This window comes from Cohnella herbarum (genome assembly GCF_012849095.1).
Lineage (GTDB): Bacteria > Bacillota > Bacilli > Paenibacillales > Paenibacillaceae > Cohnella > Cohnella herbarum.
In genome coordinates, this window is the sequence record NZ_CP051680.1 from 785680 (window position 1) to 801707 (window position 16028).

Sequence of the window (16028 nt, forward strand, 5' to 3'; positions counted from 1 at the left end):
ACTTTAGTCGGCCATGGATGTACCGGGTATCGTATAGGCTACACGGCCGTGAGCGGGGGGAATGAATAGGAAATGCTTAGTATCTTGGTGCTTAACGGACCGAATTTGAATATGCTGGGGATTCGCGAGCCGGGAGTTTACGGGGCGGTTACGCTGGCGGAAATCGAACAGAGGCTGATTAGGCTAGGCAAGACGCTGGACGCCGAATTACATTTTTTCCAGTCTAATCACGAAGGTTCGTTATTAGACGAAATTCACGCGGCGTATGGGAAGCATGACGGTATACTTATTAATCCCGGAGCGTTGACTCACACGAGCTATGCATTGCGCGACGGATTATCGGCCGTCGGTTTGCCGGCCGTCGAGGTGCATCTCTCGAATATCCACAAGCGGGAAGCGTTCAGGCACACTTCGGTCACGGCTGCGGTTGCGATCGGTCAGATCGCGGGATTCGGACCGGATAGTTACGAGCTTGGTTTGCAAGCTTTATGCCGCCACATCCGAGGCTAACACAACTAGACAAACCATACTAGAGGGCGGAACATCCGTCTCACGCGAAAGCGAGGAATAACCAATGCCCAATAATCGTGTAACACGATTGCGCGAATTAATCGCCAAATCGGAAGGAAACGCACTTCTTGTTACTCATCCCGTCAACCGTAGATATTTGTCCGGCTTTACGGGCTCTTCGGGAGTCGTCCTAATTACTGCAGATCGTGCGGCTCTCGTAACCGATTTCCGATATAAGGCGCAAGCCCCTCAGCAGGCTCAAGGGTTCCAGATCGTCGAGCACGGGGCGTCCGTCCATTCGACCGTTGCGGAGTTATTGAAACAATGGAACGTCGACAAGCTGTTGATCGAAGAGCAGGACGTTACTTACGCCGCTTATACGGCGATGGAGAAAACGCTAAGTCCGGTTGAACTGTTGCCTTCGGAAGGAATCGTAGAGAAGCTGAGGATGATCAAAGAAGACAGCGAGCTGGCGATTATGCAGGAAGCCGCCGACTTAGCGGATAAGGCGTTCGAACACATTCTGGGCTATATCAAACCTGGCGTAAGCGAGAAGTCCATCGCGCTTGAACTGGAAGTGTTCATGCGTTCCCAAGGCGCCACGAGCTCTTCGTTCGAGACGATCGTCGCATCCGGCGAACGTTCGGCGTTGCCGCATGGGGTCGCAAGCGATAGGCTCATCGGCCGCGACGAATTCGTTAAGCTAGATTACGGTGCATACTATAACGGATACTGCTCGGACATTACGCGAACCGTCGTCGTCGGCAAGCCAAGCGATAAACATCGCGAAATCTACGAAATCGTCAAAGAAGCACAGCAATATGCCCTGGATCATCTTGTCCCCGGAATGACGGGCAAGCAAGGTGACGCCTTGACGAGAGATATCATCACAAGGTATGGTTATGGTGAATATTTCGGCCATGGGACGGGACACGGACTCGGGATGGAAATTCATGAGGCGCCTCGGCTGTCATTAACAGGCGATATCGTTCTAGTCCCGGGAATGACGGTAACGGTCGAACCCGGTATCTATCTTCCCGGATTCGGCGGAGTGAGAATCGAGGATGATGTCGTCATTACCGAGAAGGGTATTCGAGTGTTGACAAGCTCGCCCAAAAATTTAATCGTATTGGACTAATCATGGAGCAACGTCTCTACAGGAGGAGTATTTAAGTGATTTCCGTAAACGAATTTAAGACAGGCTTAACGATCGAAGTAGAAGGCGGGCTCTATACGGTGCTCGATTTCCAGCACGTCAAACCGGGTAAAGGCGCCGCGTTCGTGCGCTCTAAGCTGAAGAATCTGCGCAACGGCAACGTCGTCGAGAAAACGTTCCGCGCGGGCGAGAACGTCGTGCGCGCTCATGTCGAGAACCGCGGGGTTCAATACCTGTATAACTCGGGCAACGAATACACGTTCATGGATAACGAAACGTATGATCAGTTCGAGCTGACTAAAGCGCAGCTGGAGTGGGAAGTTAACTTCCTGACCGAGAATATGACCGTTAATATTACGAGTTATCAAGGGGATATACTCGGAATCAATCTTCCGAACAGCGTCGATCTTAAAGTCGTCGAAGCGGAACCTGGAATCAAAGGAAGCACGGCTACGGGCGCTACGAAATCCGCTAAGCTCGAGACGGGTTTCTCCGTTCAAGTTCCTCTCTTCATCAACGAAGGCGACGTCTTGACGATCGATACGCGCGAAGGCAAATACGTTTCCCGCGCATAATCCGAGATTTGAATCCCCGTGTTCGCGAAATATTGCGAAAACGGGGATTTTTTATATATTTGGGCCATTGCACTTGTGCTATAATATATTGCTGTATGAGTAGGAGTAGAATGTTGACTTGGGGAGTGACTACCGGTGTCATTGATCGTTATGAAATTCGGCGGAAGTTCCGTCGGCACAACGGAGCGAATGGGTCGCGTGGCGCAGCGGATTATCGATAAAAAGCTGCAGGGAGACCGGGTCGTCGTCGTCGTGTCGGCGATGGGAGATACAACGGATGATCTGATCGACAAAGCAAACGAGATTAACGCGAATCCGCCCGCAAGGGAGATGGATATGCTGCTGACGACCGGCGAACAAATTTCCGTTGCTTTATTGTCGATGGCCATCCACAATCTTGGGCATGAAGCGAAATCGTATACCGGCTGGCAAGCGGGAATCGTTACCGAAGATATACATGCCAAAGCGCGCATTAACGATATTTCACCAGAGCGAATATTTGCCTCGCTGGATCAAGGCAACATCGTAATCGTGGCCGGTTTCCAAGGGATGACGGGAGCCGGAGAAATTACGACGCTTGGCCGCGGAGGTTCCGATACGACCGCGGTGGCGTTGGCGGCTGCGATTAAGGCCGACGTGTGCGAAATCTATACGGACGTCGACGGCATCTACACCACGGATCCACGAGTCGTGAAATGCGCTAGAAAACTAAACGAAATTTCCTACGATGAAATGCTTGAGCTCGCTCACCTAGGCGCGGCGGTGCTTCATCCGCGCGCGGTTGAATACGCCAAGCATAATAAAGTAAACCTGGTCGTTCGTTCGAGCTTTACGAATAATGAAGGCACGTTGGTGCGGGAGGACGCGGAAATGGAACAAGGCATAGTCGTTAGAGGAATTGCTTCTGATAAGAATGTAGCCCGCATCAGCGTGCTGGGCGTAGAGGATTTGCCGGGCGTTCTCGCTAAGATGTTCGGGGCTTTGGCCAATCATGGCATCGATGTCGATATTATCGTTCAAAGCGGAGTCCAAGACGGTAAAGCGGACTTCTCGTTTACGGTGTCTTTAGCCGATCGCCAACGCGCGTTGGACGTTCTGGCGAGCATTAAATCCGACGTTCCTTATCGCGATGCGACCTACGAAGAAGGCTTGGTGAAAGTCTCGATCGTAGGAGCGGGGATGGTGTCGAATCCGGGCGTTGCCGCGAAAATGTTCGAAGCGATCTCGAGCGTAGGCGTCAGCATCAAGATGGTCAGCACTTCCGAGATCAAGGTTTCCTGCGTGATTTCCGCCGAACCCGTGCAAGACGTCGTACGCGCGCTTCACACGGCGTACGGTTTGGATACGGCGGATACCGCCTACGTTGGCGGCCCGCAAGACCGTCGTTAAGATTTAAGCCTGCTCAGCAGGCTTAAATCGCCATAATAGGCGCCGAAAAAAGAAATAAGCCTGCTCAGCAGGCTTAAATCGCCATAATAGGCGCCGAAAAAAGAAATAAGCCTTAAATCACCATAATAGGCGCCGAAGAAAGAAATAAGCCTGCTCAGCAGGCTTAAATCACAATAATAGGCGCCGAAGAATGAAATAAGCCTGCTCAGCAGGCTTAAATCACAATAATAGGCGCCGAAGAAAGAAATAAGCCTGCCCAGCAGGCTTAAATCACAATAATAGGCGCCGAAGAATGAAATAAGCCTGCTCAGCAGGCTTAAATCGCCATAATAGGCGCCGAAAAAAGAAATAAGCCTGCTCAGCAGGCTTAAATCACCATAATAGGCGCCGAAGAAAGAAATAAGCCTGCTCAGCAGGCTTATTTCTTTTTTCCCCCAGTAGCATCCCCGCAAAATATAAGCCGCAGCGTTACTTTTGGAACTAGCGTCCCTATTTTCCAATCAGCAATTGAACCGCTTTAATGATCACGGCGGTCAACCCCGCCGCCATGAGCGGACCGACCGGGATGCCCCGCAGAAAAATTACGCCGGCGATGGAACCGATCACGATGCCGACGATGAGCTGGGGATCCATTTTCAACGTATCCAGCCCGCGGCTGTTAAGATAGGCACCGATCGCCCCGCCTGCAAGCGCAACCCAGCCTGTCCAACCCGTAAAAGCGACGACGATATCTTTGGGCTGGATCCGCCCAGAGGCGAAGGGGACCAGTACGGCTAACGTCAGGAAGAGCAAACCTAGCTCGATGCCTCTTCTTTCGATCGATGGGAGATAACGCTCCAGGTGGGTAAGCTTGATGATCAGCAAGACGCAGGCCGCGGTCGTGATTATGGAGGATCTTCCGATCAAGCCTATGAGGATCAATATGACGAGTACCAGCTCTCCGTACATAACGGCGACACGCTCCCGATTGGATAGATGGTACACGATATGGAACAAGCCTCGCATTTAGAACGCGAGGCTCGCTCGGAGCGGCGAAATCGAAATCAAATCATGTAATCGTAATAAGGCACCTGATGCAATTCGAACGTATCGGAACGTAATCCCCGGCGAATCGTTTCCAAAGAAATGACCTCGTGAGCGGGGATGTTGCCCAAATGTACGTCGGGTCCCAATGCTTTGATCAGCGACACCTGCTGCTCTTTGAGCGGCGCTTCCCATAGAACCCGGTCCAAATTCGGAATCACGCTTCGGATATAAGACAATTCCCCGTCCCGGAAGTCTCCTTGCTCGTCGAACAAACCGACGCCTTTCCCGGTTTCCCTAGCCTCTACGGTCACTAACTCCGCTCCGCAAGCCCAATCCCGTTCCGCCGTAACGGCGAAATCATGCGCGTCGATCCGCGAGCCGAACAGCTTCTTGCCATATTCGGTGAACACTTTAAGACCTAGGCTTCTAGCATCCTTGATGAGATCGTCGCGCAAGTTGCGGCTCATCTCGATCGTGCCGTCCGACACTTCGACGCCGGTGAATCCTAGCGCCAGAATTTGACGGAAAAAACCGGGAACCAAATCCAATCTTACCGCCGCTTCGAGAAGAGTGCCTCCCGGCATGACGGTAATGCCTTGTTTGATCGCCAGCTCGATTTTATTGCGGATAACCGGTATCGGATATAAGGGAGACGTGCCGAAACCGAATTTAACGATGTCTATGAATTCACCGGATGTTGCTAGTAAATCGGTGAACTCGTGTAGTCCGAGTCCTTTGTCGATGATCATCGTCCGGCCCTTCGTGCGGGGCTTGGATTGCCTTCGTCCGCTTGGGTCCGATAGACCTTCGGGCCAAATGGATTTAAGGGTTGCTGTTTCCATGTTCAACTCTCCTCGTTAGTTTACAAGGTGGATTTTTACAAGCCAATATATGCACTTGCCTATTGTTAGGTGATCTGCCATGAAGAGAATTCGCACAGAGAAGGAGTTCAAAATACGTAAAACCCGACTTTTTGAACACGCGCATAAAGTTATCCGCCGGATGAGACAAGTTGTATAGCGAATCCGCATAGAGTTAGTATCGAGGTTCTATCGAGGAGGACAGGTTATGGATAAAGCAGCGTTTAGCATGGCCATGCTTCGGGTGCTGTCCGGAAGCATCGAATTAATCGCGGCGATCATTATGATTCGTTTGAATGACGTTCAGAAGGCATTGGCGGTCAACTCCATGCTGGCATTGGTCGGGCCGTTAGTGCTGATCTCGACGACGACGATCGGGCTGGTCGGTTTGGCGAACAGCTTGTCTCCCTCCAAGTTTATATGGATTCTCGCAGGCGTCGGCTGTCTATTAATAGGCATTCTGAGAAAGTGACCTTATCGGCGTTACTCTGTCGCGTTCGGCCAAGCAGGCATAATCCGGCAGTCCAAGCATACATATGAAACAGCAAAGACCAACTTCTGGCGGAAAGGGGGAGCCTAGTTGCCGCAACCTATAATGGAGCTGTTCCCGACTTCCTTGCGTCTAGTACTGGAGCGAATGCCGGCATTTGCTAGGGAATCGTTGGAAGAGATCCGCTTGCGCGAGAATCGGCCGCTAGAAATCAGTTACGGAAGCCGCTACGCGTTCGTTCGCGAGGACGGAACGTTAACGGAGCAACACAAGGAAGCCTTCGTTCCGGGCAGGGAACTAAGCCGGGCGATGCTGGAGAGAGTTACCAACCATTCGATCTATGCGGCGGAGGAAGAGTTGCGCAGAGGATACATCACAGTGTCCGGAGGGCATCGCATCGGACTTGCGGGGCGAACGGTTCTGGACAAAGGTCTCGTATCTCACCTGCGGGATATCGCAGGTTTTAACGTGCGTATCGCTCGGGCACGCATCGGTTTCGGCGCGCAGGTGCTTCCCGGGTTGCTAGATTTCAAAGCTAGAACGATACGCCATACGTTGATCGTTTCGCCTCCGCAGCAAGGGAAAACGACGCTGATCCGGGATTTGGCCCGTTGCCTGAGCTCGGGGGAATGGAACCATCCCGCCGCGCAGGATTGGGACAGCCGCAAAGTCGGCGTCGTGGATGAACGATCGGAAATCGCAGCCAGCGAGAGAGGCGTTCCGACTTTCGATCTCGGTCCCCGTTGCGACGTTCTGGACGCTTGTCCGAAAGCCGAAGGGATCACGATGATGTTAAGGTCGCTTTCTCCGGAAATCATCGTCGTAGACGAGATCGGGCGCCCGGAGGACGCGGATGCCATTAACGAAGCCATTCATGCAGGCGTAAGAGTATTGGCTACCGCTCATGCCAAAGATATCGCGGACGTTTTCTCCAGACCCGTATTGGCTAAACTCGCGGCGGACGGAGTGTTCGGAGCCTACGTCTTTCTGTCTCGATCGGGTAAGAAGGTGGAGCACCGAATCGTTACGGCCGAAGAGGCGATGCAAGAATCCTCTCGGCGTTATAGCCGAACGATAGGGGCTACTCCGCGGGACGCGCCATGGGAGTCCAACTACGCTAATGTTAAATCCCCATCGTCATCTTCCGTCGAAGTGACCGTTAAATCCAGACCGATGCCGGTTATTCGCTCTCCGGATGCCCGGGGGGCAAGCGGTGACGACGATGCTTAAGTTCGCCGGCGTGTTGCTCGTTCTGTTCGCCGGGACGATGATCGGTTTTCTGCAAGCGGCTCGTTTCGCGGCTCGACCTCGCCAGATCCGGGAACTGCTCCACGCGCTACAACGCCTGGAGACGGAGATCAGTTACGGTCAAACCCATCTGCCGGAAGCGTTAATGCGAATATCGAAGCTGGTTCCTCGGCCTTTGTCCGAAATATTCGCATCCATTGCGAAGTCGCTTTCCGAGGATTCATTGGAATCCGGAGAAACCGTACGGGAGTGTTGGGAGCGTGCGGTTAACGGGCAATGGCAGGCGACCGCGATGAAGAAAGCGGAGAAAGAGGCTTTACTTCGCTTGGGCGCTACGCTCGGAGGGAGCGGGCGGGAAGATCAACTCAAGCATATTCGGCTGACCGCGATTCAATTGCAGGCCGAAGAAGCTTCCGCTCGCGACGACCAGTTCCGTTACGAGAAGCTAAGTCGCAGTTTGGGAATGCTAGGGGCCGCGTTAGTCGTCATTTTGATGTTATAAGGCGCGGGGATAGAGTCAAGGAGGCCATAACGATGAACATCGACATCAGCACCATATTTCAAATCGCCGGTATCGGCATCATCGTGGCGATGATTCATACGGTGTTGAAGCAGATGGGCAAAGAAGATATGGCGCATTGGGTGACTTTGATCGGATTCGTGGTCGTACTGTTCATGGTCGTTCGCATGCTTAACGATTTATTCCAGGAAATCAAAACGATTTTCCTGTTCCAGTAGGTGAAAACGGGTGGACATCCTTCAGATCGTCGGTATCGGGTTTCTAGCGACCGTGCTCATTCTTGTCATCCGGGAACAAAAACCGATGTTCGCTTACCTGTTGGCCGCGTTCGTCGGAGTCGCGATATTCCTGGCGTTCGTGGGAAAGATCGATGACGTGATTTCCGTGTTGGAAGAGCTTGCGGACCGTTCGGGAATCCCGAGCGTGTATCTCAAGACGATGCTGAAAATCATCGGAATTGCCTATATCGCGGAGTTCGGGGCGCAAATCGTGAGGGACGCGGGTCTTGAGAGTATCGCAACGAAAATCGAATTCGCCGGCAAAATGCTTATTCTGGTCATGGCGGTGCCCATCATCAGCGTCATCGTCGAAACGGTGCTGAACTTGCTGCCGGCTTGACGAACGCGGGACGGGAGGGTGAACATGCTTCGGCAGATACGATTAAATAGAAGCTTCGTCATTCTACCTTTCGCCATCCTGCTGTTCATGATCATGCTCTTGATCGGCTTTGGAGAGTCCCGGGCGTTCGCGGAAACGGGAGTTTCCGGAGCTTCCGACCATGCGGCGGCAGAGCAAGTAACGGGTTCGCCGGACGATACGGCCGGAAATATAGCCAAACAACAAAGCGAAGACGTCGAGCTTGGGCAAATCCAGAAATATTGGAACGATCTGAAGGGAGAATACGGAGGTTATTTTCCGGAAGGGAAATTACCCGAGTTGCGGCAACTGATGTTCCCCCAGGGACAGGAATGGAGCGCGAGCCAAGCCTTCGTCGGACTGGCGAAATTTTTCCTGCATGAGGTGCTATACAGCGGAAAGCTGCTGGTCACGATCGTACTGCTGACGGTGTTCACTATGCTGCTCGAAACGATGCAGAACGCGTTCGAACGGAATGCGGTAAGCAAAGTCGCCTACGGAATCGCGTATATGGTTCTGATTATCCTCGCGGTGAACAGCTTTCGCACGGCAACCTCGTATGCGGGAGAAGCCATCGAGAAAATGGTGCAGTTCATGCTCGCGATGGTTCCGTTGCTCTTGACGCTGCTGGCGGGGACGGGCGGGGTCACCTCGGTTGCGGTGCTTCATCCGCTTATCGTGTTCATGATCCATACGGTCGGAACTTTCGTGCACTTGGTCGTATTTCCGCTCTTGTTCTTCTCCGCGGTGTTGCATTTGGTCAGCTCGATTACCGATCGGTATAAGGTAACCCAACTCGCCAATCTGCTGCGCAACGTAGGGATCGGGATACTCGGCATCTTGCTTACGGTGTTTCTCGGCGTGTTGTCGGTTCAAGGGGCGACCGGTGCGGTAACGGACGGAGTCGCGCTTAGAACAGCCAAGTTCGTAACCGGAAATTTCGTGCCCGTCGTCGGCAAAATGTTCTCGGACGCAACGGATACGGTCATGTCGGCCAGCTTGCTCGTTAAGAACGCGGTCGGATTGACCGGAGTGATCGTCTTGTTATTCCTCTGCGCGTTTCCCGCGTTGAAAATATTGACGTTAGCCCTGATCTACAACCTCGCCGGGGCGGTTATGCAGCCGCTCGGAGATACGCCGATCGTCCATTGCTTGCAAACGATCGGCAAGACGCTAATCTACGTTTTCGCGGCGCTGGCTTCGGTCGGCTTGATGTTCTTCTTAGCGGTTACGATCATATTGACCGCGGGAAACGCGGCTCTCATGATTCGCTGACTAGGGAGGTGGGCGCTCAATGGATTTAATGGAGGGGCTGTCGAATTGGCTTCGCCAGATTATCGCGGTTATCCTGCTCGCCGCGCTTATCGATCTGCTGCTCCCGAACCGTACGATGCAAAGGTACGTCCGGCTCGTTGCCGGTTTGTTCATTCTGTTGACTCTGGCGACGCCGATCTTGAATTGGATGAAAGGCGACTTCACCAGCAAACTTGCCGAAGGGCTGTCAACGGTGGAGAAGTCTCCTCAAGGGGCGGCTACCCAGTTGGCCATGATCGAGGAAGAAGGAGCGAAGCTTCGCGATAAGCAGCAGGTGCAAGCCGCGAAGCTGGTGTCCGCCAAGCTCGAAACGTCTATACGGAACGAAGTGGAGCAAAGCGAGGAGCGGGGCGTGCGGAAAGTGGACGTCGAGTTGGCACGCGGGGCGGACGGGGAATTGACCGTCGCCAAAGTCGTTGTCATGCTCGAGCCGCTGCAAGCCGAATCTTCCGGTCAGCCGGATTCTTCTTCGGTTCGGGAGGTTGAGCCGATCGAGCCGGTAGACATCCGCATCGACGTTGAAGGATGGCCTAGCGAACCGAAAGGGTCGACCTCTACGGAAACGGGGACGGTTCAGCCGGTCATGGCGGGCGAACAAGCGCTTAGCGAGAAACAACCCGAGGTTCAGAAGGAAAGTCAGGCCGACCGCGAAACCCGCTTACGCATCTCGGCTCTGATTTCCAGTAGATACGGCTTGCCGGTTAGTATCGTCGAAGTGAAACAACCTGCGGAGATCTAGTGAAAATGAGACGGTTAAAGGGGGTGGTGCGAAATGGCAAAGTGGTTACAGCAACTGGAATCGTTTATCGGCGGAGGTTCGGGAGGACCGCGCAGGGTGAAAGCGTTCCGGTGGCTCGTGCTGATCGGATTGATCGGCGCCGCCATGTTGCTTGCGGCTTCCCTCATGAACGTCAAGCAAGTGGATCCGCAGAAAGATCCGGATCTTTCCCCGCCTCGCGACGAAGATATTCCGCAGCAGGAAACCTTCTTGGGCACCGAAGAGAAGAAGGGAACGACTTTCGCGGATATCGAAACCGAGTACGAAGGAAGGCTGAAGGATTTATTGGAGAAAGTGGTCGGCGTTGGGACGGTGGACGTCTTGGTCACGGTCGACTCGACGGAGGAAACGGTCGTCCAGTTGAACGAGAAGATGATGTCGACCATTACCGAAGAAACCGATCGCAACGGAGCCAAACGGCACATTACCGATATTTCGAAGGATGGCCAAGTGGTGCTCTACGAAGTGTCGGGTAATCAATCCCCGATTGTCGTTAAGAAGCTTAAGCCCAGAATCCGCGGCGTCTTCATCGTGGCGAAGGGCGCGGAGAACGCTACCGTTCATAAGCTGATCGCCGAAGCGGTTTCCCGCGGAGTCGACGTTCCGATCCATCGGATTTCCGTCGTCCCGCGTAAAACTTGATTGGAATTCAAAATTATACGATCTTGGGAGGAATGGAAAGATGAACAACAAACGCCAAACCATATGGTTGGTATCGATGCTTAGCTTAATGGTAATCCTGTCTGCCTATTACCTATTTACGGAAGATGCGCCTACGACGCCTAGCGGCACGGAAGCATCGCAACTACTAGGCGATGACGGCAAAGTGAGTTCTTCGGCCGATCCGGAAGGCATAAGCGTCACCCAAGTCGACTCCCTTACGGATGAACTGACGGGAGTGAAAGCGGATGGGACGGTAAGCGAAGTCGCTTCCGAAGAGTCCCCTGGGCAAGAGGCGGGCGCGGAAAGTCTTTCACCCGGAGACGAAGCCGTTCTTAAGGGGATCAACAACTCGAAAGGCAATGAACTGTTAGACAAGATCCAACTGGAGCAGCAGACGAAAACAAGCGAACTGGCGGAGAAACTTACCGCGATCGTCGCGAAAACGTCAAAGGCAACCCCGGAAGAAGCATCCGCGGCGTTCGAAGAGCTTAACCGCTTGGAAGAAACGGATCTCCGCATTACTAGCCTGCAAGAAAAATTGCTGCAAGACTACGAGAACGCGGTCGTCGCCGAGGAAGACACGAATTTCAAAGTCATCGTTCTTAGCGAGAAGTTAGAGAAGAAGCAAGCCATCAACATTATCGACATGGCTACGAAAGAGCTCGACGTATCTCCCGAACGAGTCACCGTACAGTACGTGCAACAATAGGTTCTAAGAACGTGAGGAGCCATAACGGGGAGGCGATCCCGAAGGTAGATGACCAATCTACTTTCCGGAAGTCTCCCCGTTCCCTATTCGCGCTGAGATTACCTTTGAGGGCATAACTCTTTCCATTTCGGTCGATTATGGTATAATAGTTCCGTTGTGGGATCGAACATGCTTTCTTTAGACGGGGGAATCCCGAATCAAGGAGTGACCGAGATGTTTAAGCTGAGCGAAATTAAAGAATTGATCAAACTGGTAGACCAAACAACCGTACACGAATTGGAAATTGAGAACGAAGGAATGCGACTGTCGATTCGCAAACCGGGACGCACGGAAGTCGTTAACGTGCAAACGCCCCACCTTTCTCATACATACCTGCCGCAAGGCCAGCCGACCGTTCAGGCACCCGTTGTTGCTAACGGACCCGGACCGGAAACGAAAACAGTCGCTGCGGATGATTCCAACCTTCACCGCATCGTATCACCGATGGTAGGCACTTTCTATCGTTCCCCATCGCCCGATGCTTCTTCATTCGTGAACATCGGCGACCGAGTTTCCGATAAAACGGTCGTATGTATTCTAGAGGCGATGAAGCTAATGAATCCTTTGGAAGCGGAAGTGAAGGGCGAGATCGTGGATATTCTCGTGGAGAACGGACAGCTCGTCGAATTCGGCCAACCGCTATTCCTAGTGAAGCCGGAATAATCCCGAGGAGGATTTCATCTTGAAATTTAATAAGATTTTGATTGCTAACCGCGGCGAGATCGCGGTGAGGATCATTCGTGCGTGCCGGGAACTTGGAATTACCGCGGTGGCGGTGTATTCCGAAGCCGACCGTGAATCGTTGCATGTACGTTTGGCCGACGAGGCGTATTGTATCGGACCGACGGCGTCCAAGGATAGCTATTTGAACTTAACGAACATTATGAGCGTAGCAACGTTAACGGATTGCGACGCCATTCATCCGGGCTACGGATTTCTTTCTGAAAATGCTGATTTCGCGGATATCTGCGAAACTTGCAATATTGCGTTTATCGGTCCTTCGTCTGTTGCGATTAGCCGCATGGGAGACAAAGCGGTTGCCAAGCAAACGATGAAGGATGCGGACGTTCCGGTTATTCCCGGATCCGACGGATTGTTGGAAGATCTCGACGACGCGATTCGCGTCGCCCGCGAGATCGGCTACCCCGTTATCATTAAAGCGACGGCGGGCGGCGGCGGGCGCGGTATCCGAATCGCGGAGAACGAGGAAATGCTCGTTCGCGAGATTACGACCGCGCAGCAAGAAGCGGAGAAGGCGTTCGGCAATTCTGGCGTCTATCTAGAGAAGTTCCTGACGGGAATGAAACACGTCGAAATTCAAATCATCGCCGATAAACACGGTAACGTGGCGCATCTCGGCGAGCGCGATTGTTCCGTGCAGCGTCGTCGTCAGAAATTGGTCGAGGAAGCGCCTTGCCCGATTATGACGCCCGAACTGCGCGATCGGATGGGCCAAGCTTCCGTTAGAGCCGCCCGCGCGGTGAACTATTCCGGGGCGGGAACGATCGAATATTTGCTCGGGCCGGACGGCCAATTTTACTTCATGGAGATGAACACCCGTATTCAGGTGGAGCATCCCGTGACGGAAATGATTACGGGTATCGATCTAATCAAAGAAATGATCGCCATCGCCGAAGGTGCCCCGCTTTCCTTTAAGCAGGAAGACGTGAAGATCAACGGTTGGGCAATCGAATGCCGGATTAACGCGGAAGATTCGGAGCGCAATTTCATGCCATCCGCCGGACGCATCGGCTTCTACTTGCCGCCGGGCGGTCCCGGAGTGCGCGTGGATAGCGCCGCTTATCCGCAGTACGTGATTTCACCGCATTACGATTCGATGATCGCCAAGCTGATCGTTTGGGCGCCGACTCGGGAAGAAGCGATTGCCAGAACGAGACGGGCGCTAAGCGAATTCATGGTGGACGGGGTAAAGACGACGATCCCTTTCCATTTGAAGCTTATGAATCATCCGATCTTTAACAAAGGTACTTTCGATATTAAGTTTTTGGAAGAGCATGACATCAACGGGGATAGCGAAGTTTCGTCCGAAAATGGATTCTAGAATTTATTTCTGGCCAAGCGTTTGTCATAATAATCCGGGAATGCTATATTTATAAGTAGTGAAGGCGAATGCTCGGACTTACTTAGATTTGTGCCGAGCATGTGGAGGTGGAACTACGCATGGAAACGATTGTCCCTGATTACGAACGGACGGACATGGGCACCATTGAGATCGCTCCGGAAGTTATCGAAGTGATCGCCGGACTAGCGACGGTAGAAGTAGAAGGCGTTGCGGGCATGAGCGGCGGACTATCATCCGGTATCGCCGAGATGTTGGGTCGCAAGAACATGTCGAAGGGCGTGAAGGTAGAAGTCGGTCAGCGCGAAGCGGCTGTCGATGTATCGATCATTGTGCAATACGGACGCCGGATACCGGAAATTTCATCCGAAATTCAACGTAATGTCAAACGCTCGATAGAGACGATGACCGGACTGAATGTAGTAGAAGTTAACGTACATATTCACGACGTTCACTTCAAAACGGCCGATAAGCCCGAAGAAGATGAATCCCATGTACGTGTCCGATAAGTCGTAACCGCTACCTGATTTTTGCGGCAAACGGCACAACCTCCGGTCTGCGGATGACGGCCCTCTGACGAGAATTTCCTTCAGGGAACTCTCGCAGAGGCCTTTTTCGCACTCATGGAGTACAATTTAAGACAGGTGCACGGAAGGCCCGGCTGAATTCAAGATTCGATGTCGAATCCGCTTCTTGCTTCACCTCGTGATCAAAAGATGACTTTTCGAACTACCTCTTCAAATGAAGTTCGAAAAGTCAGGTTTTCAGCACCGAGAAGGTTGGATGAAGCTAGGGAAAGAGGAGCGGAGCGTAGGGAAAACCTACGTGAGCACCGGAAGGCCCGGCTGAATTCAAGATTCGATGTCGAATCCGCTTCTTGCTTCACCTCGTGATCAAAAGATGACTTTTCGAACTACCTCTTCAAATGAAGTTCGAAAAGTCAGGTTTTCAGCACCGAGAAGGTTGGATGAAGCTAGGGAAAGAGGAGCGGAGCGTAGGGAAAACCTACGTGAGCACCGGAAGGCCCGGCTGAATTCAAGATTCGATGTCGAATCCGCTTCTTGCTTCACCTCGTGATCAAAAGATGACTTTTCGAACTACCTTTAAAAGGGAACAGGGAGGCTCTTACGTTGATTAAAGTATTGGACAGGCTGCTTCTATTCTTTTATAGCTTGGCAATAGGGATCGTTGCGGTTGTTGCCATCGCCGCCGCTAGCGGCGGATTTTCGGAAAGTTGGCTGAAAGAAGTCGTATCCGACTTTACCGGCGACGTACGCGCAGTACAAGGTTCCGTCATCGGCGTTGCGGTCATCCTGTTGCTGATCAGCGTAAGATTCCTGGTGGTCTCCGTCCGGCGCGACAGCAACTCCGCTCCTTCCATCAATCAGCGGACGGAGCACGGCGACATTCGGATTTCGGTTGAAACGGTCGAGAATCTGGCGCTTAAAGCCGCTTCCCGGACGCGCGGCGTTAAAGACTTGCGCGCTAGAGTCAGAGTATCCGAAGCGGGACTGGGTATTCTGATCAGGGCATTCGTAGACGGAGAAGGCTCCATTCCGACGATGTCCGAAGAGATGCAGCGCACGGTATCTCAGCAGATCGAAGAGGCGACGGGTATTCCGGTCGCGGAAGTTTCCGTATTCATCGCGAACGTGACTCAAGCGCCAACTACTTTTAAGAGCCGTGTAGAATAGGGGGGAGAACCGCCTATGTGGAAAGTCTGGTGGGAATCCTACGGGGGAAGAATCTCGGGGATTGCGGCAGGTCTACTGTTCGGCATCATTTATTTGTTTAGCGGTTTCTGGGATATGCTCTTCTGCGCTTTGCTCATTGGCATCGGTTATTGGATTGGAAAACATAAGGATGAACGGCGCGGGCCGATCTTACCGTTCGAGAAATTGACGGATTGGGTCGCCGACCGTTGGCCTTGGTCACGATAATCCCTGTGAATGTTCTTGCCCAGGCAGGGACGGCGGAGCGCAAGCCAGGCTCCGCAGTTTCCGATGGAATAGATGCTCATGGGTTTTTTTGTTTT

At 52.8% G+C, this 16028-nt stretch carries 21 protein-coding genes; 18 read left to right on the forward strand and 3 right to left on the reverse strand.

Annotated features, from left to right (window positions below):
- Window positions 1-72 precede the first annotated feature (72 nt).
- The 4 genes from aroQ (at window position 73) to HH215_RS03180 (ending at window position 3630) form a co-directional block, all read left to right on the forward strand.
- Complete coding sequence (aroQ, locus tag HH215_RS03165) at window positions 73-510, forward strand: type II 3-dehydroquinate dehydratase (RefSeq protein ID WP_169278580.1); 438 nt, start codon at window positions 73-75, stop codon at window positions 508-510.
- A 64-nt stretch (window positions 511-574) separates the two neighbouring features.
- Window positions 575-1648 carry a M24 family metallopeptidase gene (locus HH215_RS03170; RefSeq protein ID WP_169278581.1) on the forward strand — a complete coding sequence of 358 codons (1074 nt, stop codon included), beginning with the start codon at window positions 575-577 and terminating at the stop codon, window positions 1646-1648.
- 35 nt (window positions 1649-1683) lie between these two features.
- A complete protein-coding gene (gene efp / locus HH215_RS03175; protein WP_169278582.1) occupies window positions 1684-2241 on the forward strand; it encodes an elongation factor P in 558 nt (185 codons plus the stop codon).
- A gap of 135 nt (window positions 2242-2376) precedes the next feature.
- Entirely contained in the window at window positions 2377-3630 is a 1254-nt protein-coding gene (locus HH215_RS03180; protein WP_169278583.1) for an aspartate kinase, read from the forward strand.
- Here HH215_RS03180 and HH215_RS03185 read toward each other — a convergent pair.
- The 3 genes from HH215_RS03185 to comA form a co-directional block, all read right to left on the reverse strand.
- Window positions 3627-4130: a hypothetical protein gene (locus tag HH215_RS03185; RefSeq protein WP_169278584.1), complete on the reverse strand. Its 504-nt coding sequence runs from the start codon at window positions 4128-4130 to the stop codon at window positions 3627-3629. The two genes, HH215_RS03180 and HH215_RS03185, sit on opposite strands and share 4 nt — an antisense overlap.
- Window positions 4120-4578 (reverse strand): DUF441 domain-containing protein, encoded by a 459-nt coding sequence (locus HH215_RS03190; protein WP_169278585.1) that lies wholly within the window; start codon window positions 4576-4578, stop codon window positions 4120-4122. The genes HH215_RS03185 and HH215_RS03190 overlap by 11 nt, the downstream gene beginning before the upstream one ends.
- Window positions 4579-4673: 95 nt before the next feature.
- Window positions 4674-5498: a phosphosulfolactate synthase gene (gene comA, locus HH215_RS03195; protein WP_169278586.1), complete on the reverse strand. Its 825-nt coding sequence runs from the start codon at window positions 5496-5498 to the stop codon at window positions 4674-4676.
- Between the two features lie 226 nt (window positions 5499-5724).
- Between comA and HH215_RS03200 the strand changes: the two genes are divergently transcribed.
- The 14 genes from HH215_RS03200 (at window position 5725) to HH215_RS03265 (ending at window position 15933) form a co-directional block, all read left to right on the forward strand.
- Window positions 5725-5988 carry a YqhV family protein gene (locus HH215_RS03200; protein ID WP_169278587.1) on the forward strand — a complete coding sequence of 88 codons (264 nt, stop codon included), beginning with the start codon at window positions 5725-5727 and terminating at the stop codon, window positions 5986-5988.
- Window positions 5989-6096: 108 nt separating this feature from the next.
- Window positions 6097-7236 (forward strand): stage III sporulation protein AA, encoded by a 1140-nt coding sequence (gene spoIIIAA, locus HH215_RS03205; RefSeq protein WP_254450351.1) that lies wholly within the window; start codon window positions 6097-6099, stop codon window positions 7234-7236.
- A complete protein-coding gene (spoIIIAB, locus tag HH215_RS03210) occupies window positions 7229-7756 on the forward strand; it encodes a stage III sporulation protein SpoIIIAB (RefSeq protein WP_169284198.1) in 528 nt (175 codons plus the stop codon). The genes spoIIIAA and spoIIIAB overlap by 8 nt, the downstream gene beginning before the upstream one ends.
- A 32-nt stretch (window positions 7757-7788) precedes the next feature.
- Window positions 7789-7992, forward strand: coding sequence for a stage III sporulation protein AC (spoIIIAC, locus tag HH215_RS03215; RefSeq protein WP_094050916.1), 204 nt, complete (start codon window positions 7789-7791; stop codon window positions 7990-7992).
- 10 nt (window positions 7993-8002) lie between these two features.
- Window positions 8003-8392: a stage III sporulation protein AD gene (gene spoIIIAD / locus HH215_RS03220; protein WP_169278588.1), complete on the forward strand. Its 390-nt coding sequence runs from the start codon at window positions 8003-8005 to the stop codon at window positions 8390-8392.
- Window positions 8393-8416: 24 nt separating this feature from the next.
- Window positions 8417-9685: a stage III sporulation protein AE gene (gene spoIIIAE, locus HH215_RS03225; protein WP_254450352.1), complete on the forward strand. Its 1269-nt coding sequence runs from the start codon at window positions 8417-8419 to the stop codon at window positions 9683-9685.
- A gap of 19 nt (window positions 9686-9704) precedes the next feature.
- Window positions 9705-10463 (forward strand): stage III sporulation protein AF, encoded by a 759-nt coding sequence (gene spoIIIAF / locus HH215_RS03230; RefSeq protein WP_169278589.1) that lies wholly within the window; start codon window positions 9705-9707, stop codon window positions 10461-10463.
- Window positions 10464-10496: 33 nt separating this feature from the next.
- Window positions 10497-11144 (forward strand): stage III sporulation protein AG, encoded by a 648-nt coding sequence (gene spoIIIAG / locus HH215_RS03235; RefSeq protein WP_169278590.1) that lies wholly within the window; start codon window positions 10497-10499, stop codon window positions 11142-11144.
- Between the two features lie 40 nt (window positions 11145-11184).
- Window positions 11185-11874: a SpoIIIAH-like family protein gene (locus HH215_RS03240; protein WP_169278591.1), complete on the forward strand. Its 690-nt coding sequence runs from the start codon at window positions 11185-11187 to the stop codon at window positions 11872-11874.
- A 213-nt stretch (window positions 11875-12087) separates the two neighbouring features.
- Entirely contained in the window at window positions 12088-12576 is a 489-nt protein-coding gene (gene accB, locus HH215_RS03245; RefSeq protein WP_169278592.1) for an acetyl-CoA carboxylase biotin carboxyl carrier protein, read from the forward strand.
- Window positions 12577-12595: 19 nt separating this feature from the next.
- Window positions 12596-13975: an acetyl-CoA carboxylase biotin carboxylase subunit gene (accC, locus tag HH215_RS03250; RefSeq protein ID WP_169278593.1), complete on the forward strand. Its 1380-nt coding sequence runs from the start codon at window positions 12596-12598 to the stop codon at window positions 13973-13975.
- A gap of 119 nt (window positions 13976-14094) precedes the next feature.
- A complete protein-coding gene (locus tag HH215_RS03255) occupies window positions 14095-14502 on the forward strand; it encodes an Asp23/Gls24 family envelope stress response protein (RefSeq protein ID WP_169278594.1) in 408 nt (135 codons plus the stop codon).
- A 621-nt stretch (window positions 14503-15123) separates the two neighbouring features.
- Window positions 15124-15687 (forward strand): alkaline shock response membrane anchor protein AmaP, encoded by a 564-nt coding sequence (amaP, locus tag HH215_RS03260; RefSeq protein WP_169278595.1) that lies wholly within the window; start codon window positions 15124-15126, stop codon window positions 15685-15687.
- A 15-nt stretch (window positions 15688-15702) separates the two neighbouring features.
- Window positions 15703-15933 carry a DUF2273 domain-containing protein gene (locus HH215_RS03265; protein WP_169278596.1) on the forward strand — a complete coding sequence of 77 codons (231 nt, stop codon included), beginning with the start codon at window positions 15703-15705 and terminating at the stop codon, window positions 15931-15933.
- The last annotated feature ends 95 nt before the right edge of the window (window positions 15934-16028 follow it).